The organism is Waterburya sp. (assembly GCF_058530065.1).
Window position 1 is genome coordinate 1 of the sequence record NZ_JBZNBU010000301.1, and the last position, 22,621, is coordinate 22,621.

Genomic DNA, 22,621 nt, shown 5'->3' on the forward strand with positions numbered 1-22,621 from the left:
ATAGCCTGATGGCACAGCAGGAACAAATACATTGCGCTCAATTTCCTGGTTCGATGGTGGGTCAAATCTTTGCCGATCAGACGGAAGTAACGATCAGACATCATGCTTTAGAGGCTAGTTGCTTTGTGGTTAATTCCACTGGCTGGCTGAGTCCCGAACAAGTGACGCAAATTTGTCCCAATGAAGGCTTACAAAGAGTTCTGACTGGTGGTTGCTACACTACCATTATTTCTCCTGAAGGCGTACCCCTATGCGAACCTATTACAGAAGGAGAAGGAATGGCGATCGCCGAGCTTGATTTTTCTCTCATTACCAAACGCAAACGAATGATGGATTCTGTCGGACATTATTCCCGCCCCGATCTGCTGCAACTGAAAGTCAATCGAGATTCTTATACCGTCTGGCAACAAACTAATTCTCACAATAATAATTCTACTCCGTCGATTGAGACTGCCGATAAGCGATCGATAAATTCAACTAACGAAGAAATATCAAATGATTCTAGTCCGACTTTACCATTAATAAATCAATGGACAAACGAAAATTAATTACTCAATTACAGTCTCAGGGTTTAAAACTGCTCGATCGCGACACGGGAAGAAAAGGCGGGGCAGGACCCTCAGATCATAAAGCAGTCACAATAGATGGAACAACGGTGATGATTCCCGTTCATACCAGTATTGCAGCCGAATCACCATACACCGTAGAGACAAATCCTGGTATGTGTTTGCAGAAGAACAATCGCTCTATTGCAACCATAGAATTCCCCGATCAACCCAAATTTTATAATCTCAAAACCGCTGACGGAATTCCCTACAGTCAGATTGCTCTATTACACAGTCATAACGTTTTGGCGACCACAGTATTACAAACTTGCATTCGCTATAGCAACCGCAATACAGCTTGTCAATTTTGCGCGATCGAACAATCTTTAGCAGCAGGAAAAACCATTCCCCAAAAAACTCCCGCACAGTTAGCAGAAGTCGCCGAAGCAGCAGTTAAACTGGATGGTATCGAACAATTAGTAATGACTACAGGTACACCCAACACCACAGATCGAGGTGCAGCCTATTTGATTGAATGCGCCAAAGCAGTAAAAGCCAGGGTTAATTTACCAATTCAGGCTCAATGCGAACCCCCCGATGATTTTGCTTGGTTTGACAAGATGAAAGAGGCTGGAATAGATACCCTGGGAATGCACATTGAGGTAATCGAACCCAAGGTACGCGATCGCATTATGCCAGGGAAAGCCAAAGTATCTTTAGATTATTACTTTCAGGCATTTGAGGCAGCAGTCAAAATCTTTGGCTGGGGTCAAGTAAGTACCTATATTTTGGCAGGTTTGGGGGATAGTTTAGAGATGATTATAGCGACTTGCGATCGCCTGATTAAACTGGGAGTTTATCCCTTTGTCGTCCCTTTTGTTCCCATCACGGGTACGCCTTTAGCAAACCATCAACCCCCTAGTAGTGAATTTATGTATTCCATTTACGAACGGGTAGGAACAATGCTAAATCAAGCTGGTATGTTTTCCCAGGATATTAAGGCTGGCTGTGCCAAATGTGGTGCTTGTTCGGCATTATCTACTTTTGAAAATATTAATCCTTAACAACTAACAACTAACAACTAACAACTAACAAGTGACTAACTATCAATTTAAACTAGCCACATCCCCAGCAGAGATAGAAGCCTATTTTTTATTAAGACAGCAAATTTTCTGTCAGGAACAAGGAATTTTCAAAAATAGCGATCGCGATGAATACGACTCAATTGCTTATCCTATTGTTGCAATTAATTACGACTCTAAAGTTGTGGGAGTTGTCAGGATCTACGAACCCGAACCTGGACTTTGGTATGGGGGTAGGCTGGGAACACATCCAGATTATCGACGAGGTTGGAAAATTGGCAAAGGATTAATTAATAAGGCAGTAACTACTGCCAATACTTGGGGATGCGATCGCTTTTTAGCTACGGTTCAATTACCCAACGTGCGCTTTTTTCAAAGATTACATTGGAATTCAGTTGAGGAAATTAATATTTGCGATCGACCCCATCATTTAATGGAAGCTGATTTGGACTTTTATCCCCCTACAAATCAAAGTCGTCCCAGCTTACCCATGCAGCTACAGCAATTATCGGCATCTTACAGCCGTTTTCAGTTGAATAGCTCTCTTGGAAAATTTACGAGTTCGTAGTTTTTAGTTTTTAGTTTTTAGTTCTTAGTTCTTAGAGAGTGTTCGTAAACTAATGTAAAACCATTTATTTACACGAATTGCAGATGTTTTTAGCACCAGCAGGAAATATAAATAGCCTTAAACTCCTAGATATGAGGCTTGCAGTACTCTTAATAATCATTTACGAACACTCTCTTAAAGTTTAATTATGTGGTCTACCCATGTGAAAAGCGCAGTAAAATGATAATTTAGAATATGAGCGATCGCCCGACTATCAACCTAGAACAATTAGCAGCAAAACTAAAACAGTCTTTAGGTATCATTCAAAAACAAGATATCCAACTTGCCAGCCAAATTTTAGGTTTACATAGGGATAGCAAAATCCAGGTTGGTGATGATTGTGCTGCTATTGCCGATGGTGATGGTTATCTTCTGTTGGCATCAGAAGGGATGTGGCACGTCTTAGTAGAATCAGATCCTTGGTTTGCTGGTTGGTGTGCGGTGATGGTAAATGTCAGCGATATTGCAGCTATGGGGGGAGTTGCGATCGCAATTGTGGATACAATTTGGACGGAAGATAATGCCAAGGCTATTCCCCTAATGGAAGGAATAAAAGCTGCCTCTCTTGCTTTTAATCTGCCTATTGTCGGCGGACATACTAATTTCCATAGTGCCTATAATGCTCTAAGCGTAGCTATTTTAGGACGAGCAAAAAAGTTAATTAGTAGTTTTGCAGCCCAACCTGGAGATTTATTAGTCGCCTCTATAGATATGTCGGGGAAAATGCACCCCAAGTTTCCTTTTTGGAATGCTGCTACCAAATCTTTGCCAGCTAAATTACAAAGTAATTTGAATATTTTGCCTCATTTAGCAGAGCATAATTTGTGTAATGCGGGTAAAGATATTAGTATGGGCGGAATTATTGGCACTCTTTTGATGTTAATTGAAGCTTCTCAATGCGGTGCAGTTTTGAATTTAGATAGTATTGTGCAGCCAAAAAATGTCAGTTTAGAAACTTGGTTATTGTGCTTTCCTAGTTATGGGTTTTTGCTATCGGTTGCGCCCGAACATTTAGCTAAAGTTCAACAGCAATTTAATAATAATCATATTTCTTGTACTGTAGTTGGCGAAATAAAAGAGGGTTCTCAATTGATCTTAAAATCAGATCGACAATCTCATTTATTTTGGAATTTCAAGAGCGATCGATTTATTTTGAATTAGAAGAGTATTATTTTAACGCATATTCTAGATGAAAAGATTTCCCTTTTTCTATTTTATCACTTCCATTATCTCTGTATTATTAGTTTTTACTACAATTACACTTGCTCAAATAACCAATCCTATTCCCGAACCGATTAAAAAGTCAGAACTTACTGTCAGTTTAGAAGAAATTGTTCAAATTCCCAATAGTGGCACCGATATACAAAAGGCAGCTCGTTTGAACCTACTCACCCATGCAAAAGATGGTAGCGGACGATTATTTGTTAACGATATGCGTGGGAAATTGTATGTCATTGTTAATAACACTGCTACTGTTTATATGAATCTGAAACAATTAATTTGTGCAGATTTTACTTATGAAAGTGTTCAACAGGGCTTTGCTTACTTTACTTTTCATCCAGAATTTGCTCAAAATGGAATTTTTTATACTGTAACTAGCGAACTTAAAGATAGTGGTATTCCTGACTTTCCAGTGACTAAAACCATTTTTGACAGTGACAAAAACATTATTGAAAGTTCCCATCACGATGTAATTCGGGAGTGGAAAGCAACAGAGCCTTCGAGCAATACTTTTGCAGGAACATCCCGTGAAATTTTGCGGATTGAAGAACCTTACCCAGATCATAATGTGGGACAATTAGGCTTTAATCCCAACGCTAAACCAGGAGATGCTGATTACGGCTTACTCTACATTGCTGTAGCTGATGGTGGTAGTGACGGCTTTCCTGTTAGCGACACCGATCCTTTGGATAGTGGGCAGGATTTGGGAACACCATTGGGTAAAATACTCCGAATCGATCCTTTGGGCAAAAATAGTGCCAATGGTCAATATGGCATTCCCGATGATAACCCCTTGGTTGCGGATAGTAACCCTTTGGCTCTAGCTGAAATCTGGGCTTATGGATTGCGTAATCCTCATCGTTTTTCCTGGGACACAGGAGGGGAAGGTAAAATGCTAATTGCCGATACTGGGCAAAATTTTATTGAAGAAGTCAATCTGGGTATCAAAGGGGCTAATTATGGATGGGGCAATCGAGAAGGGACTTGGGTAATCGAAGAAGACAATGAAAATGTTTTGTTCCCATTACCTCAAGATGATAATAGATATAATTATACTTATCCTGTTGCTCAATACGACCACGACATACCGCCTGAAACAGATTATTTTGCCGTTGCCATTACTGGTGGTTATGTTTATCGCGGTAAGGCAATTCCCGAATTAATTGGTCAATATATTTTTGCGGATTTTGGCAGTGATGCAAGATTTTTTCATGTCCCCGTAGATGAACTTGTCAACGGCAAACAAGCAGAAGTAAAAGAACTCAGACTTTTTGATGGAGAGGGTGAAACTTCTGTTCTAGAAATTATTGGTAAAGATAGATCCGATGTACGATTTGGCGTAGACCAAGCAGGAGAAATATATGTCACATCCAAGCAAGATGGTAAAGTGAGAAAACTTGTTTCTGCTGCGAAAAATCGATCTTGATTTGCTGCGTATTTTCCGAATAAAGTAAGTATATTAAAGATGGAGTTGTACAGATCGAACATATCTATTGAGCGATATTTCTTTAACATCCCAAAAGATCGACGAGCTTATTTCTACCCAAGTCCTCGATCAAATTTATTTTCATGCCCGTCAAAGTTATCCTAATGAATGCTGCGGATTGATTATGAAACGAGGAATCAGACCCTGCAAAAATATTCTCGATCGCTTACACCAAGAAGATCCAGTTCGATATCCTCGAAATGCCCGACAAGGGTTTGTCTTTTCTTCGCAAGATTCTCTCTTTCTCAGCCAAAATATCGCTTCTGAAAATCCCGTGACTGTAATTTATCATTCCCATCCGAATGTGGGAGCGTATTTTAGCAATGAAGATCAAAATAATGCTCTGTATGAAGGAAGACCACTTTATCCAGTAGCTCATTTAGTCATCGATATTCAAAAAGATGTAATAGTCTGTTCTAAACTGTTTCAGTTTATTGATTTCAGCTATCAAGAAATCGCTGTACTGCCTGGAATGGAAATCTAGAACTTTTAGGCAGAGTTAAAACTATTAATTGCTTTGACCAATCTTGACTTCACTTTGTTTGGTATAACCTATGATATTTATATTACTGGTACTTGAGTAGAGCAAATTCTTTCAACTACTTTCACTTCTTTATTAGTAACTTCAATGAAAAAGAGAACGCTGGGAAACTCCGAAGTTCAAATCACCCCAATTCTCATGGGAACATGGCAAGCTGGGAAAAAAATGTGGGCAGGAATTGATGACAATGAAAGTATTCGAGCAATTCGGGCTGCTGTTGATGCTGGAATCACTACTATTGATACGGCAGAAGTTTATGGCGAAGGACATTCAGAGAGAATTGTCGCCCAGGCTGTGTCTGATATCCGCGATCGTGTAGAATATGCTTCTAAAGTATTTGCCAATCACCTTAAATACGAGCAAGTAATTGAAGCTTGCGATCGCTCTTTAAAAAATCTCCAAACAGACTATCTCGATCTCTATCAAATTCATTGGCCTTCTGGTTCATTTGGTAACGAACTAGTACCAATAGAAGAAACAATGAGTGCTTTGAATAAACTCAAAGAGGATGGCAAAATCAGAGCGATTGGGGTTTCTAATTTCAACCGCCAACAGTTAGAAGAAGCATCGAACTTTGGCAGAATTGACAGTTTACAACCGCCTTATTCTTTGTTCTGGCGCAAGATCGAACGGGATGCTGTACCTTATTGTATAGAGCATAATATTTCTGTTTTGGCTTATTCTTCCTTAGCTCAAGGATTGCTAACGGGTAAATTTCGCCCAGGTCATCAATTTAAAGAAGGAGATCATCGTAGTGCTAACGTTCTATTTCAAGGAGAAAACTTCAAACGCGCTCAACAAGCTTTAGAGCAGCTAAAACCAATTGCCCAAAAGCATAATTGTACTTTAGCCCAGCTTTCTCTGGCATGGTTAATTGCTCAACCTCAAAGTAATGCGATCGCAGGAGCGAGAAGCCCAGAACAAGCAAAAGACAATGCTCAAGCTGCTAACATTAAATTGTCTACTGAAGAATTGAATGACATAGATCGTATTAGCAGACAGGTAACAGATAGTCTCGATGATAATCCCGTAATGTGGAACTGGTAATTGTAGTAACCTTGCTACTTATATTCATATTGATAGTTTAAAGTCAATCGCTTTTAGGTAGTAGGTAGTAGGTTTAGAGACTTTCCTTTTCTTACTGCGCTTTTCACATGGGTAGACCACATAATTAAACTTTAAAAACTAAGAACTAAGAACTAAAAACTAAAAACTAAAAACTAAAAACTACGAACTAGTAAATTTTCCCAGAGAGCTATTCAACTGAAAACGGCTGTAACTTGTCACCAATGATCGATCATTGGTTCAAGGTACGAGAATTCCTACACCGTCGAGTATGTATTTGGGTCGATAGGCAAAGCGATCGATATTTTCGGTGTTGCTAACTCCACTCAAAACTAATACCGTATCAATTTCCGATTCTATGCCAGCAATAATATCGGTATCCATGCGATCGCCCACGATCGCGGTTTCTTCTCTGGAGCAGGCTAATTTTTTTAAGGCATTCCGCATGATTAATGGATTGGGCTTGCCGATAAAATAAGCTTTCGAGTTGGTAGCCAATTCTAAAGGTGAAATCAAAGCACCCGTAGCGGGAACGATACCTTTTTCTGAAGGACCAGTGAGATCGGGATTAGTGCCGATTAGTTTCGCACCTTTTATAACTAGAGAAGTAGCAAGTTCGAGTTTTTCATAGCTATAGCTGCGAGTTTCTCCTACCACTACATAATCGGGGGAAGTATCGTTCATCGAAAAGCCAGCTTCATAAAGAGCATTGGTCAGTCCCGCCTCCCCAATTACAAAAGCACTACCTCCTGGTTTTTGTTGCGCTAAAAATGCTGCCGTCGCCAAAGCACTAGTATAAAAGTTTTCGACTGCAACTTCGACTCCAAGGCGTTGTAATTTCTCTCTCAATTCTCTCGGAGAACGTTCGCTACTGTTGGTGAGAAAGAGAAATTTCTTCTTCTCGGCTTTCAACCAATTAACAAATTCTAGTACCCCAGGCAAGAGTCGATTGCCGTGATAGATTACTCCGTCCATGTCGCAAATGAACGCTTCTTTAGAATGCAGTTCTGCCAAATTCTGTGTTTCTAGTTCGGGTGACATAAATATTTCTAACCAGCGTTCGTGATTATTATAGAATTTTTGATTATGAAGCTAACAATTAGTCAAGACGATGTTATATCAAATCACTAAATGTTTGCTACACATAAACGTAGGTATTTAAGAAGTATTTGGCAGCTAAAAAGACTACAATTACCTAAAATCAAACTATTTTCGCGCTTTTCGATGTTAAAAAAATTTCTCACAGTTTTTACCGTGATGGGAATTAGTTTACTTGCAGTAAACGTAGATACCTACCAAGGATTTAAGCCAAATCGAGCTTACGCCACGGAAAATGACCATACCTCAAAAGAAAACAATAATGTAACAAAGACGGAATTTGGTCGGACTGAAGACGGTCAAAAAGTCGATCTATATACCTTAACCAATAACAATGGCTTAATAGCTAAGATAACCAATTACGGAGCAATTCTGACTGAATTACACTTGCCTGACAATAAAGGCGAGCTAAACGATGTAGTGCTGGGATTCGACAATTTAGAAGACTATTTTACAGCCAACCGCTACTTATATTTTGGCGCAGTTGTTGGTCGCGTCGCTAACAGGATTGAAGATGCTCGGTTCATTCTCGATGGTCGAGAATATAATCTAGCTGCGAATGCCTCTCCCCATTACCTACACGGTGGTAATAAAGGTTTTGACAAAGTGGTTTGGCAAGCTGAACCAATTAAAAGCGATCGAGGACAAGCCGTAAAACTAACTTATCTCAGTCCTGATGGAGACGAAGGCTATCCAGGTAATTTGCAAGTGACAGCTATTTACACTCTCACTAACGATAATGAGTTAAAGCTAGAAATGACTGCTACAACTGACAAGCCTACTCCTGTTAATCTAGTTAATCACTCCTATTGGAACTTGGCTGATCACAATAGCGGGAACATCCTAGGACAATATTTAACCATTAATGGAGATAAATATACTCCTAGCAACGAACAAAACATCCCTACAGGTGCGATCGCATCGGTTAAAGATACGCCCTATGATTTCACTCAGTCTCGGTTGATTGGCGAGGGAATGAATCAGCTGAGAAACACCCTTAAGCAACAATATCCAGGAGGCTACGACCTCAATTATGTTCTGAATGGGGAATCGGACAAAATTAAACTGGCAGCAACTTTATACGAGCCTAAATCGGGTAGGGTAATGGAGCTTAATACTAATCAACCAGGAATGCAGTTTTTTTCTGGCAATTTCGGCGAGCTTGAAACCCAAGGGAAAGGAGGTGCTATTTATCAAAATCATCAAGGTTTGTGTTTAGAAACACAACATTTTCCCAACTCGGTTAATCAGCCCAATTTTCCTTCAACAATCCTGCGTCCAGGTGCAACTTACCAGCACGTAATGGTACATAAGTTTTATACCAAACAAGATAAACTGGCAGAAATTATTGCTCCTAATGCCCAAGTAGAAAAAGTAGCAACAGGATTTGAGTTTACCGAAGGACCTTTGTGGCATCCTGACGGCTTTTTATTATTTAGCGATATTCCAGCTAATACTATTTATCAATGGCAGCCCAAGCAAAACACCGAGGTTTTTCGTCAACCTTCTGGCAATGCTAATGGTAATACTTTTGACCTTGAGGGGCGTTTAATTACTGGGGAACATGGCAATCGTCGCGTGTCTCGTACAGAAAAAGATGGACGGGTCGTAACTTTAGCCGATCGATATCAAGGCAAGCAATTAAATAGTCCTAACGATCTAGCCGTAAAATCTGATGGTAGCATTTATTTTACCGATCCTCCCTATGGCATTGAACCCGAACAGGAGGAATTAGGTTTTTATGGTGTTTACCGTCTCGCACCAGATGGGACATTAACTTTACTCGTAGATGATTTTGTCCGTCCTAATGGTATTGCCTTTTCCCCCGACGAAACAAAACTATATGTGAATGATTCAGAAGAGGGTCATATTCGCGTATTTGATGTTCGGTCAGACGGAATGCTAGACAATGGGAAAGTTTTTGCCGAACTAGAACCTCCAAGCGAAAAAGGGGCAGCAGATGGTATGAAAGTAGATGTCAAAGGAAATATTTATAGTACTGCACCAGGAGGAGTTTGGGTTTTCTCTCCCCAAGGGGATTTACTAGGCATTATTGAAACCCCCGAACCTCCTGCTAATATCGCCTGGGGCGACGAAGATTATCAAACTCTTTATATTACTGCCAGAACCAGTCTTTATCGCATCCGCCTGCAAATTCCAGGGTTGCCCTAGGAAATATTCTACTAGTGCTGTGCATAAGTAATAAGTAATAAGTAATAAGTAATAAGTAATAAGTAATAAGTAATAAGTAATAAGTATCGAGCGATCGCTGGTTTAGCTTGTTCAAGTCTGACTGTTAAAACTGTCTGTCAAATCTATAATTGCATCAAAGTCATATTTAGCCAGCATCTCTGATATTTTTTGAGCAATATGTTGTTGAGTATGGGAAATCTGAGTAATTAACTGCTCGATCTTCTCACCATCAACAGCGATCGCAGCTTGATTGAGTTCGCTAACTAATTCTGACGGCAAACATTCTAGATCTTTCAAGGTAATGGATTTTACAGCTTTGACAGATTTATCAGCAAGATGTTGAACTTCCGATTCGTAGATAAACTTTACCCCTAAATGCTGCGTCAACTTATCAAAAATAGTTTGTTCGGAAAAAGGTTTGGGGACAAAATCATCGCAACCAGCCTGGATAACTTTTTCTCTTTGTTCTTCAAACGCCGAAGCAGTTAAGGCGATAATAATTGTTGCTTTGCCTTGGGGATGACTTTTAATCGTTTGGGTTGCTTTATAGCCATCCATAACGGGCATTCTCATATCCATCCAGATCAAGTCAGGTTGCCACTCGTGCCAAAGAGCGATCGCTTCAGCCCCATTGTTAGCGGTACGGGGTTCAAAACCAACTGACTGTAGTAATTTTAGTAAAGCCAAACGATTTGTCTCGCGATCGTCAATTATAGCCAGACGGTACTTAGGTTGTTGGAGTGCAAGGTGTTTTACCGTTTGGGATGAAGATAATACTTTCACCTGCGATCGCTCTGTTAAAACTACTTGGATATCAAAATTAAAAGTTGAACCTTCTCCTAAGACGCTATCTGCTTGAATTGAACCACCCATTAATTCTGCAAACTGACGACTAATAGCTAAACCTAATCCAGTACCACTTTCCGACTGAATCCCGCTCTTTGTTTGTACAAAAGGATCGAATAGCTTCTCTAATTCTTCTGGGGCAATACCCTTGCCCGTATCGGCTATTACAAAGCACAGCTTAACTTCATCTTCTAACGGGCGATCGCTTTTACAAGTAAATGTTCGTAAGGTTACTCCTCCAGTCTGAGTAAATTTTACTGCATTACTTAACAAGTTAATTAACAACTGACGCAACTTGCGAGAATCGCCGACAATATATTGGGGTAGATTATCCGCCAGTTCAAATTTAAACCACAACCCTTTAGATTCGGCTCTAATTTGAAACATCGCCTGAATTGTTTGCAATAATTGATGCAGATCGAAAGCTGTAAGATCTAGGGTAATTTTACCTGCTTCAATCTTCGACATCTCCAGCACATCATTAATCAGATTGAGCAAATGTTCGCCACTACGATTGATAATATCTAATGACTCTTTTTGGTTGTTGGTAATAGTGACATCCCGCGACATTAATTGAGAGAAACCCAAGATTGCATTCAAGGGAGTGCGTAGCTCGTGACTCATATTGGCTAGAAATGAGCTTTTAGCTAGGTTAGCAGCCTCCGCTTCTTTCGCCTTAATCTGTAATTGTTGACTGAATTGTTCTAACTGTTGGCGGGAAGCAGATAGTTGCAATGCCAACCAATTCACCCCGATGGATAATCCTGCTACAGAAATCAGAGATACTAAAACGATCGCACTAGCCAATTTACGAGCAGGCTCGAAAGCCTCATCCTGAGTAATTTCTACCAGCAAAGCAATATCCTGTTCGTTCAGCCAGCGATAGACACCCAAGACAGAATCATCTGCATAGTTGCGATAAAGTCCCGAACCACTCATGCCACTCATGGCTGCATTGATACCAGGACTCTCAATATCATTAGGTAAATCTTTAACCGACTCCGATTTACCCGCAATAAAGCTATTCTGGCTAATTAATGAACCCACTAAATAACTTTCGCCACTCTCTCCCAATCCTGTCTTTTCCCTGACAATGCTATCTATACGTTCGAGATCCAAATCGACTAAAATCATTCCCTGGCGATTTTCCAGAGGCTTGGCTAAAGTAATTGCTGGTTTTCTGGTGATGGGGGAAACATAAAAAATCGGGGAAAAGTTAGCCCCCTCTTCCACATTTTCGACATAGGTGATATTAGCTAAGATCTCATAATCTCCTTCTCGCTCTTTATTAGTCGAAAACACAATCTTATTACTGCGATCTAAAATAAATATCTCCCTGAGACTGGGTTTAATCTCATTAACTCGAACTAAATATCTCTCTAATACTCCATATGCCCGTTGCTTTGCTGCTTCATCTTGAGAATTAAGTAAAACAGTTAAACTACTCTGCACGTCGGGCATCTGGGTAGTTTGCAAAAAATCCCTTTGTCGCGCTTCAAACCACCGCCTAATCTCTTGTTCTTTTAAAGTCGCTGCCACATTCAGGCGATCGAATGCTGCTTGTTCTAAAGCTTCCCTGGCTCGAAAATATGCCACTCCACCGACGATACCGACAGTTATTAATGCCAACAGTAAGAAATAGTTGGCGATCTTCGTAGTTAAGGACAACTGCGGTAATTTCATTTAGGGGGACTACAGTGAGATACTACTGATACTTATATGAATTATATCTAGCGATCGGTTGAGCGATACTCAAACAAAAATTAAGCCCAGACAAACCCTAAGTTGTCTCGATCGGCTATAAATTACTCACTGGTTATATCTTAGTTCATTTTCATCTTTAAAATTAGACCTCTTGCACAAGTATTTTTTTGATAATGTTTTTGTTTATTCTTTTTTTCTTTCTCAATCGATCTTTTTGGGTATCCAAACCCAAGTATAGAGAAGACTGTCCTAGTTTGTCCTATTTTATTGGACCCCTGATCTCAGGCAAGAAGTCTATTGTCTAAATCCCCTAACTCTCTTTCTGCCAGTTCAACAATTTCATCGTATTCAAAGTTTTGGAGCATTCTAGTCAATCCTTGAGCCAGATGAGTTTCTTCTGGGGGGATTTGGGAAATTAGCTGTAGAATTAAATCGCTGTCAACTGCGATCGCAGCATGATGTAGCCGTTCGATCCATTCTGTTGGCATATTTGCCCAGTCGGATTTAAATAATTTTCGTTCTTCGGGAGGAGTAAATTTCAGGTTGCAAATTGCTGGTGCAATAGTTGAATTGTCTTGTCCAGTCACAGTAATCGGAATTTGGAATTGAAATGATGAGCCTTGTCCGAGTTTACTACTAACGGTAATATTTCCCCCTAACAAGCGAACAAACTGCTGACAAATAGATAAGCCTAAACCAGTACCTTCGTATCCCCATTTTCCAGTTTGGCTAAAAGGAATAAAGATCGATTCTAGCTGTGATGGTAAGATGCCACTTCCAGTATCGTTAACGGCAAATGCCAAAATTGTCTGTTGGGATTGTCTGATTAATTCGAGGTTTAAAGTGACACTACCTTTTTCGGTAAATTTAATGCCGTTTTCAATTAAATTAATGAGAATTTGATTGAGTTTAACGGGATCGGTTTTAATATGTTGAGGTAGATTAGGCGGTAAATTAAATATTAGCCTGATGTTTTTGTGCTGGGATTGTAATTGAAACATTCGACCCAAATTATCTAATAACAGATGCAGATCGAAGGGTTTAACATCTATAGAAAGCGAACCTGCCTCTATTTTAGACATTGACAAAACATCATTAATTAAAGTTAGTAAATGTTCTCCACTACGCTTGACAGTTAACAAGTTTTCTCTTTGCTGGGGTTTGAGAGCGGCATCTTGCAAAGCTACCTGAGTAAAACCCAAAATAGCATGAAGGGGAGTGCGTAATTCATGACTCATGTTAGCTAAAAACTCGCTTTTAGCGCGATTGGCAGTATCAGCAACTTCTTTTGCTACCATTAAAGCTTTTGTTCTTTGTTGAACGCGATTTTCTAAGGTTTGATTGGAATTTTCCAGATCTCTAAAGGCTTCCTGTAGCTGAATCACCATCTCATTAAACGATCTAGCTAATATTTGTAGCTCAATGATACTTTTAGCTTTAACGACGGGATATAAGTTAGTACTGGTATTTTTTGCCTTCGCACTACGAGCAATAATACTAGTTACCTGGCTGAGATTAGCAATGGGTTGGGCAATTTTATGAGAAGTATAGATGCCCAGGAGAGTTGCGATCGCGCCTGCTAACAGACATAACCAAATAGTGTTGCGGGTATTGTTTTCAATTTCTGCCATAAAGTCTGCTTCTGGCATTACCACTACGATCAACCAATCTAAGCCCAGCTTATCTTGATAGGGTACAATTTGAACTAATTGATTTTTACGTTCTAGCTTAAATTCGAGTTGCTGGAGGCGATTTACCTGGTTTAAGGTACTAAAATACTCAGTAATATATTGGGTGGTTGCTCTAACTAATATATTCTGGCTATTAATAGCTTTGAGACGCTGTTCTTTGGCAGTAGCTCGATCGTAGGTAAAGGGTGCTTCATTGGTGGAGGTAGCGACCAAATAACCATTTCGTTCGAGAATAAACACTTGACCATTTTCGCTGATTTCTATGCTTTGTAAAAAGCGATTAATCCCGCTTAGAACTAAATCTACTCCAACTATTCCTTGAGTATTTCCCCGACTATCTTTCAACAAACCTGCTGCGGTGATGCCCAATTCTCCACCAGTAAAGGTATAAATTTTACTCCAGTTATTTGCTTGAGTCTTTAAAGTATTAATATACCAAGGACGTATCCGCGGATCGTATTCATCGGTGTTAATTAACTCTTGTTTTTGTCCTTGAAGATTTAAGGTATAGGTTTGGCGTTTGGGACTTTCTTGTACTTCCTTGCTGTAAAATTTTCCTTCTTCCTTTTTACTGTAGATAAATTTTCCTTGCTCGTTTCCCAGATAAATAGCACGAACGGAATCAAACAACCGAATAGTTGACCAAAAATCTTGTTGCATCATGGCAAAATCAGCAGCGTCTAGCTGTTCGTTGCTGATACTATTTTGTTTTAACTGAACGATTAATTGTGGCGTTTGAAGATAACTTTTCAGGTGTTGTTTTACTCCAGTAGTCACCTCACTCCTGAGTTGGCTGGTGACATTGTTAACCGCTTGTTCCCCATTACGCCAGGAAAAATAACCCACCAAACTTACTGTGACAAATATCTGAACTAAAAAAGGTAAGGTGATAATACTTTGTAGAGATAAATTACGATAGAACTTAATTATCTTATGCACTAGCCGAAAGAATATTAGAGAGAATTACGAGGATAGCTTTTCTACTTGATTTATCATGCCAAAGAACGCTGCGATCGCATAGTAACTTTTGGTAGCAGAATAAATTCGCTGTAATCAGCTAGATTATCGAGCCCAATATAGTTCAATATAACTTCTATCAGTAACCATAAGAAGATTTTGATAATTAGTTTTTTCCAGTTAATTTGCATGATTTACTTTTGCGCTCGACTTAGGAGATTAGTAATATTTTTTGGCTGACTCAGTATTTCATCAGGAGTCAAAAATTCGCTAACTATCCGATTGATAAATTTCATTTTTGAATTCTTCTCTCATTCGATATTTGTCTTAGCTTGATATTAGATTAAAAACCAATCGAGAATAAATAGAGATGGATTGTGGCGTTGTTGCATAGATTAGACTTCTAGCACGAATTAAAAACTTCCCTAGTTTTTCCCTAGTTGGTTTCATGATATTAATTAATTGAGCATTATAACCAAAACGATCTTAGAGCTATGCGAATTTTAGTAGTTGATGATGATGAAATTCTAGCAGACGTACTCAAACGCTCTCTATCAAGCCAGCGTCATGTAGTAGACATAGCGGAAGATGGTCAGATGGGTTGGGAATGTATGCAAGCGATCGAATATGAGTTGATTTTACTCGATGTTAATCTGCCAGAAATGGATGGAGTGAGCCTGTGTGAAAAAATGCGTTCTCAAAATTACACGACTCCTATTCTCTTGATGACTGCTAAAAATGCTAGTCAGGATCGCATTTTAGGTTTGGATGCAGGGGCAGATGATTATTTGACTAAACCTCTAGATTTGGAAGAATTAAACGCCAGAGTAAGAGCCTTATCACGCAGGGGAAGGGTAGCTACTACCAGCGTCTTAAATGTTAATGGATTGACTCTAGATCCTAGTAGTTGCGAAGTTAGATATCATCAACAGCTAATTAAACTGACGGCTAAAGAATACAGTTTATTAGAAGTATTTCTGCGTAATCCTGCGCGAATATTCAGTCGATCGCAGATCCTAGATAAAATTTGGACATTTGACGATCCGCCCCTAGAAGAAAGTGTCAAGGCGCACATTAAGGGGTTGCGTAAAAAACTTAAACAAGCTGGGGTAGTAGATTGGATTGAAAACGTTTACGGTATTGGTTATCGTCTCAATCCGAAAGTTGCTCAACCATCCGACGACAGCAATTCCGTGGAGCAGGTATTTGAGAGTAAAATGGAACAAATGTGGCTCAAATATCAACATAAGATGTCTGAGCGCATGGAGGTATTACAAAATGCCGTCATTTCAATCGAGCAAGCTCAATTATCCGCCGATTTAAAATTTCAAGCCGAACAAGCAGCCCACAAGCTAGCAGGGGTTCTGGGAATGTTTTCTCAAGACACAGGAACGGATATTGCTCGCAATATTGAAACTTTACTACAGGAAAATCTCGTATTAAACCCCCAACAACAAGAACAATTTATTACTTTAGTAGCAGATTTAGACAGTTTATTAGCCTTAGATATTTCTCCAGCCGAGGCAATCGACAAGACAAATTTATTGCTAATCTCTGCCGATCCTATTTTAGAACGAGAATTGCAGCAGCTAAGTAGAACTCAAGGTTTGGGTTGGTATCGAGTAGACAGTATTGCAGAGGGAAAAATTTGGTTGCAGAATAATTTACCCTATATCGTGGTTATAGACATCGAAGTTGCTACTAATGAGCAAGAATATCTGTCTTTAGTTAGGGAATTATATTCTCGTACTCCTGCCATACCTACAGTAGTTTTATCTGACACCAACAGTTTAAGCGATCGCATTACCCTATCCCGTGCTGGTGCGAGAAGCATCATAGCTAAACCCGCAATCTCAAGTGTGATTTGGCAAACTACTAAGAGATTAATCGAGCAGAATCAGACGGCAACTACTTCTATTCTAATTGTCGATGACGATCCTATATTTTTAGATGCTGTGCGCTCGATCCTCGAACCTTGGGGAATCAAAGTGAGCATCCTCGCAGAATCTGGGAAATTTTGGCAGGTGTTACCAACAATTCAACCCGATCTAATTATTCTCGACGTAGAAATGCCCGAAATTAATGGGATTGAACTATGTCAGGCTCTCCGCAGCGATCCAGATTGGCAAGAATTACCCGTATTGTTTCTTACCGCACGACAGGATGCTAAAACTATCCAGCAGGTATTTAAAATTGGTGCAGATGACTATATATCTAAACCCGTAATTAGTGCAGAACTTATTACCAGGATAAATAATAGATTAGATCGCAGTCGCCTCTTACATAACCTTACTACTCAAGATCGTCTGACAGGATTAACCAATCGTACTCAAAGCAGTCGAGAAATAGAAGGGCTATTACAACAGGCAAAAGATCTCAACCAACCATTTTGTTTGACCGTACTTAAAATAACCGAACTACAGCAAATCAATTTAAAACATAGTCATATCATAGGCGATATAATTTTAGCCCAATGGGGTAAAGTAATCCAGACTGCCTTGGGTAAGGATGAAATAAAAGCCTACTGGGGTAATGGTGACTTTGTGATTGGGATGCCCAATTTAAACAAAACTCAAAGTAAAGAACATTTAGCCGAACTATTAACTATCTTGAGAAAGCAAGTATTTACTTCTCTAGAAGGCGATAAGTTTCAAGTTGCTTTTAGTTGTGCCGTAGCTGAATTTATCAAAGATGGTCAAATCTTACATACTCTTTATCGGAAATGCGTTGACAGTTAACTATAATTTAATTGCCTAGTTGCTCGGATAATTTCATTTATCTTTAGTTTCTAGTTTTTAGTTTTTGCAGGTCAGCATTCCCTTGCGCCTGACGGCGGCGCGGGGTCTGACCTGAGTTTTTAGTTTTGTCTAGCTACTAGAAACGCGATCTCGTTCAAGACTCCGACTCCTTGAGTCGTCTTCAACTATACCTGATTGGAACTAATAACTAGTAACTAATAACTAATAACTAATAACTAATAACTAATAACTGGGCGCAGCCCTTTATCTTAGATTTTCAGCTTGTTTGGTAAGTAAAATTTTAGTAATTTGCTCTGGCAATTCCAAAGGGCGAAAAGGTTTTGTGATGACTCCTGCTAAATCTAATTCAGCTAGTTCGGATACAATCGCCGACTGATTTTTTGCCGTCATCAAAATTACGGGAATCTTAGCAGTACTTTGATTGAGTTTAAGCTGTTTCAGGGTTTCTTTGCCATCCCATTCGGGCATCATCAAATCTAAAAGGATCGCTTCTGGCTGGTTATTTTCTGCCAATTTCAAGCCTTCTTTGCCCGAACTTGCCGTAATGACTTGCCAATCTGCTGCCATTTCTAATCCCATTTGGGCGATCTCTTTGACATCTTCTTCGTCATCGATAATTAAAATATTTTTACTCATGGTTACATCACAAGATAAATCCGACTGACTTAATATAAATTGCGATCGGGAAGAACTGGGGAAATTTGATTGCAGAGATTACAGTTGATTCGGCGAGTCATCTTTTTGGGATCTGGGCAATTCTATATAAAAGGTACTTCCTTGACTTAATTTACTTTCCACCCAGATTTTACCGTTATGTCCTTCAATAATATGACGGCAAATTGCTAATCCTAAACCCGTCCCACCTTTACTACGAGAGTCTGAAGCATCTACCTGTTGGAAACGTTCAAAGATAGATTCTAATTTATCTTCGGGAATACCTCTACCCGTATCTCGGACTAATATTTGACAGTGATTATCTTTAAGGTGGGCTTGTAGTTTAACTTTCCCTCTAGGTTCGGTAAATTTAATTCCGTTACTAAGTAAATTGGTTAATACCTGCAAAATGCGATCGCTATCCAAGCTTAAAACTACATCGCAGGGTTCTAAAATTAATTCAACTTCCGCTTTAGTAGCCATTGCCTGCATAGTTTCAGTAGCTTGAACTAGCAGAGGTTTGAGATTACACTCAATAGGCTCGATCGCAATTTTACCCGATTTCATTCTTTCTAAATCGAGGATATCGTTAACCAAGCGAATTAAACGTTCGCTATTGCGGATAGCTACCTGTAAAATTTGTTTGCCGCGATCGCTCAATGTTCCTAATCGACCTGAATTTAATAAATCTAACGCACCAATAGTAGAAGTCATTGGCGTGCGAAGTTCGTGACTGACTAAAGAGATAAATTCATTTTCGAGGCGTTTGCGTTCGGTAATATCGTTGAGGATTTGTAGGGTGCATTTGATTCCATCCAATTCGATTAACTCCATCGATAGTAATACCGTTTTGACTTGACCCGATTTGGTAGAAAATTCTAATTCTAGATTACGAACAAAACCTTGAGTATCTGACTTTTGTAGTGCTTGTTGATATACGGCAAAAGCTTTGCTTGAGTAAATTTGTTCGATCTGCTGCTCGACTACTTCTGTTGCATTGTAGCCACTCATTTGGAGAAAACTTTGATTGACTTCGAGTATTTGTCCAGATTTATAATTAGCGATCGCAATGGGATTGGGACAAGCGCGAAAGGCTTTGGCAAACTTGTCTTCTGCTGCATTTTTTTCGGCTATTTCTTGCTGTAGCTGACTATTTTGCCCTTCAAGTTTAATTTGCAGGTTGCGAATGGTTAAATGAGTGTCTAACCTCGCTAATACCTCCTCTACCTGAAACGGTTTGGTAATATAGTCTACACCACCAACCTGAAATGCCTTTACTTTATCGAACACATCCCCCAAGGCACTAATAAAAATAATTGGAATATCTTTAGTGCGATCGTCTGCTTTTAGCTGCTGGCATACCTCATAGCCGTTCATTTCTGGCATCTTGACATCCAGCAGAATCAAGTCGGGAGGAACTGCTTTTGCACCTCTAATAGCCGTAGTTCCTTTAGTAACGCTTCTTACTTTGTATCCCTTTTTCGTCAACATCTGAGATAACAAAGCCAAATTTTCTGGAGTGTCATCGATCGCTAAGATATCGGCTTTGGGCGTGTGGTTGCGTTCTCTAAACATTATTGCTATGTAGATCGACTATTCAAAATATACCGCAGCCTAATGTATAGTGTTTGTTTTGATTTGCGATCGCGACCATTCAATCATTTATCATTTATCATTTATCAGGTTTCGTAGAGCGGGATTGAACCCTAACTGGGGTGAACGAAAAAAGGTGTGGGAGTTAAATAATAAAGATGCTTTAAGTAATGAGTAAAAAGTAACGAGTAACGGCAATTAAGCTGCTACTCGTTGATGATAAAATTGAGTTACTACGATCAATTTTTCATCATGAATAATAATAACATTTCAATCCAAGATAGAAGTAAATTATTTGCTATTCGAGCTATTAAAGCTTACACAGAATTAAACAAGAGACACTTTGATGATGCAGGTAAAGTGTTGGCAAAACAATTTCTCAGAGCGAGTACTAGCATTGGTGCAAACTTAGCAGAAGGAGAATTTGCCCAGTCCAGAGCTGATTTTATCTCGAAGTATTCTATAGCCTTAAAAGAAGCCAGTGAAACCCGCTATTGGATTGAGATAATGATTCAATCTGGAATTATATCATCAAAGAAATTTAGCTCGATGATTGATGAAATAAATAGCATAATTCGGATACTAATTAGTACTATTAAAAAGCTTAAGGATAAATAATCGTTACTCGTTACTTTTTACTCGTTACTTTTTATTTAAACAACGGGGAAATTAATTTTTGCCACCGTAAATTTCGCTCACCCCCCTAACTGAAACATACAGCTTATGTGACGCAGGGGTTTTAGACCCGACAATGCTCCTCAAATTAACTGTTCAATGTTCAATGTTCAAATCTTTAAGATCATTTCAGTACAAAAAAAGAGAGCAGTTAAATCTTGCTCTCTCAGAAGATATGAGGTATGTAAAAGCGTTGTCGTGATATTTGAATTCGCTTTGAACAATTTCAGGATATAAAGCAATCGAGAATAACTAGAGAAAAAACTACAAGCATCAATTATGAACGGTCAATTCTCTATCCCATTCAGCAAAAATATCTTTAATTCTGGCGATCGCTTTATCTGCTGCCAGTTCGGGATTAATTTTATCTGCGGTTACTTGATTGAGAGCTTTACCCCAAATGTTTTCGGCGAATACTTGGCTATAGGGGGGATGTTGGACGCTGTAACACAATCTGGTTTGATTGGAAGTTAAGACTTTTTTCCCCTTAGCAATATAAGGATCTTGAGTATTCTGCCAAAAATCATCAGACCAAACTGAAGTTCGGACTGGCTGAGTTCTACTATTAGAAGCTTTGAGATAAGCGATCGCAATTTGCGGCTGAATGTAATAGCTGAGAAAATTTTTGGCTAAAGATATATGAGGAGAATCTTTGAAGATAACTGCTTGCCTAACAGCCACAAGGGGACGTATGGGTTCGCCATTGAGTTTATCTGGAAATTCTAAAACACCTAACTGATTGTAATAGACATTTTTATCCTGAATTATGGTGGCAGGAATCGAAAAAGTATTATTCGGAGTCATTAGAACCTGGCGATTAAGCAAGCTGCGATTATTATCGGTGTCTGTCCATTGCACTGCATCGGTGGGAATATAGCCTTGTTGATACATTTGACTGTACCAATTAAGACACTTGATGATTCCCTGGCGTACTTCAGGGAGATCTAATGCCAGTTCCCCTTTGTGATTAAATAACGAGATATCGTATGCTTCTAAGATTTGCTCGAACAAAAAGTACGTATCATCTATGCTATTACTGTCCCCAAGGGGCAACCCTAAAGCATAAATATCTCGATTTTGTTCGGTTTTCAACTTAGTCTGTGCCTGTTGCCAAAACTGCCAAAAACCTTCCCAGTCTTGAGGAATATCTTCTGAGTTTAAACCTACCGAAGCTAATAAATTTTGCCAATAAAAAATTAAGATGGTCATCTGGTCGATGGGTACGGCATAATAATCGCGTCTTTCTAATGAGGAATTATAGTAAGTAATCGCTCTCAAAATATTGGCAGGATAATCGTCTGCGATTGGTTCGATAAGATCGGTAACATCTTCTAGTTTATTTTGCCAAGCTAATTGAGGATAGAGCAGGCGATCGCCCTGTGGGTTCATCATCAGATCGGGTAGATTGCCCACAACCATAGCTCTTTTAGTCTTGGCTGTTAGCTCGTCAGTGGAAAAAAAGGACAGCTTAACCTGATTACCTGTCTCCTTCTGCCAGTTGTCAACTAGATTGAGGATTGCCTTATCTTCTTCTGGGTTGAAGCCTTGTTCCCACCAAATCATGAGTTCATCTTGAACCCCTGGTATATTTCGATTTGTCTCAAGATTTAGATTGACCTGCTCCGAACAAGCGACAATTACAATAATGGAGATCGCGATCGCCATTAATAAATATCTCCATTTTTTCATACCGCACATTTAATCAAGCCAATCTTTAGCAAAAATAAATTGCTCTTCACAATAGGATGCGATCGAGAATAACTAGGGAAGTTTTTGCAGGAACTAGCAAGCGATTTTCTACTTCATCGCTCCCATTCTACAAAAATTTTTTCAATTTGGGAGATTGCTCGATCGGCAGCTTGTTCGGGAGAAATTTTATCCACAACGATACTATTAAAAGCCTC

The 22,621-nt window shown here is 39.3% G+C and carries 16 protein-coding genes; 10 read left to right on the forward strand and 6 right to left on the reverse strand.

The features are described 5' to 3' along the window. The 7 genes from AC33VI_RS18000 to AC33VI_RS18030 form a co-directional block, all read left to right on the forward strand. A partial coding sequence (locus AC33VI_RS18000) for a nitrilase-related carbon-nitrogen hydrolase (protein ID WP_491783640.1) occupies positions 1-548 on the forward strand: 548 nt, incomplete at its 5' end. Next, the gene (locus AC33VI_RS18005) at positions 530-1,609 is read left to right on the forward strand and encodes an MSMEG_0568 family radical SAM protein (protein WP_491783641.1); all 1,080 of its coding nucleotides are present in this window, start codon (positions 530-532) and stop codon (positions 1,607-1,609) included. The genes AC33VI_RS18000 and AC33VI_RS18005, both read left to right, overlap by 19 nt. A gap of 31 nt (positions 1,610-1,640) precedes the next feature. Beyond that, positions 1,641-2,195 (forward strand): MSMEG_0567/Sll0786 family nitrogen starvation N-acetyltransferase, encoded by a 555-nt coding sequence (locus AC33VI_RS18010; protein WP_491783642.1) that lies wholly within the window; start codon positions 1,641-1,643, stop codon positions 2,193-2,195. 234 nt (positions 2,196-2,429) lie between these two features. Further along, positions 2,430-3,395, forward strand: coding sequence for a sll0787 family AIR synthase-like protein (locus AC33VI_RS18015; protein ID WP_491783643.1), 966 nt, complete (start codon positions 2,430-2,432; stop codon positions 3,393-3,395). A gap of 28 nt (positions 3,396-3,423) precedes the next feature. Beyond that, positions 3,424-4,881: a PQQ-dependent sugar dehydrogenase gene (locus AC33VI_RS18020; protein WP_491783644.1), complete on the forward strand. Its 1,458-nt coding sequence runs from the start codon at positions 3,424-3,426 to the stop codon at positions 4,879-4,881. 67 nt (positions 4,882-4,948) lie between these two features. Next, positions 4,949-5,425, forward strand: a complete 477-nt coding sequence (locus tag AC33VI_RS18025) for a M67 family metallopeptidase (protein ID WP_491783645.1) — start codon at positions 4,949-4,951, stop codon at positions 5,423-5,425. A gap of 144 nt (positions 5,426-5,569) precedes the next feature. Then, positions 5,570-6,529, forward strand: a complete 960-nt coding sequence (locus AC33VI_RS18030; RefSeq protein WP_491783646.1) for an aldo/keto reductase — start codon at positions 5,570-5,572, stop codon at positions 6,527-6,529. Between the two features lie 258 nt (positions 6,530-6,787). On the opposite strand, the gene AC33VI_RS18035 is transcribed toward AC33VI_RS18030, so the two are convergent. Then, complete coding sequence (locus tag AC33VI_RS18035; protein ID WP_491783647.1) at positions 6,788-7,588, reverse strand: HAD-IIA family hydrolase; 801 nt, start codon at positions 7,586-7,588, stop codon at positions 6,788-6,790. A gap of 216 nt (positions 7,589-7,804) precedes the next feature. On the opposite strand from AC33VI_RS18035, the gene AC33VI_RS18040 reads away from it, so the two are divergent. Next, the gene (locus AC33VI_RS18040; RefSeq protein ID WP_491783655.1) at positions 7,805-9,817 is read left to right on the forward strand and encodes an aldose epimerase family protein; all 2,013 of its coding nucleotides are present in this window, start codon (positions 7,805-7,807) and stop codon (positions 9,815-9,817) included. Between the two features lie 111 nt (positions 9,818-9,928). Here AC33VI_RS18040 and AC33VI_RS18045 read toward each other — a convergent pair whose 3' ends face one another. Together AC33VI_RS18045 and AC33VI_RS18050 are read right to left on the reverse strand one after the other, a co-directional pair. Continuing rightward, entirely contained in the window at positions 9,929-12,367 is a 2,439-nt protein-coding gene (locus AC33VI_RS18045) for a hybrid sensor histidine kinase/response regulator (RefSeq protein WP_491783648.1), read from the reverse strand. A gap of 302 nt (positions 12,368-12,669) precedes the next feature. Next, the gene (locus AC33VI_RS18050; protein ID WP_491783649.1) at positions 12,670-15,018 is read right to left on the reverse strand and encodes a HAMP domain-containing protein; all 2,349 of its coding nucleotides are present in this window, start codon (positions 15,016-15,018) and stop codon (positions 12,670-12,672) included. 512 nt (positions 15,019-15,530) lie between these two features. Between AC33VI_RS18050 and AC33VI_RS18055 the strand changes: the two genes are divergently transcribed. After that, a complete protein-coding gene (locus AC33VI_RS18055) occupies positions 15,531-17,774 on the forward strand; it encodes a response regulator (protein WP_491783650.1) in 2,244 nt (747 codons plus the stop codon). A 264-nt stretch (positions 17,775-18,038) separates the two neighbouring features. Here the strand turns inward: AC33VI_RS18055 and AC33VI_RS18060 are convergent, their stop codons facing one another. Next, positions 18,039-18,431, reverse strand: coding sequence for a response regulator (locus AC33VI_RS18060; protein ID WP_491783651.1), 393 nt, complete (start codon positions 18,429-18,431; stop codon positions 18,039-18,041). Positions 18,432-18,509: 78 nt separating this feature from the next. Continuing rightward, positions 18,510-20,024: an ATP-binding protein gene (locus AC33VI_RS18065; protein WP_491783652.1), complete on the reverse strand. Its 1,515-nt coding sequence runs from the start codon at positions 20,022-20,024 to the stop codon at positions 18,510-18,512. 270 nt (positions 20,025-20,294) lie between these two features. Here AC33VI_RS18065 and AC33VI_RS18070 point away from each other — a divergent pair, with 270 nt between their 5' ends. After that, a complete protein-coding gene (locus AC33VI_RS18070) occupies positions 20,295-20,660 on the forward strand; it encodes a four helix bundle protein (protein ID WP_491783653.1) in 366 nt (121 codons plus the stop codon). Between the two features lie 330 nt (positions 20,661-20,990). Here AC33VI_RS18070 and AC33VI_RS18075 read toward each other — a convergent pair whose 3' ends face one another. Continuing rightward, positions 20,991-22,406, reverse strand: a complete 1,416-nt coding sequence (locus tag AC33VI_RS18075) for an ABC transporter substrate-binding protein (protein WP_491783654.1) — start codon at positions 22,404-22,406, stop codon at positions 20,991-20,993. Positions 22,407-22,621: the final 215 nt, after the last annotated feature.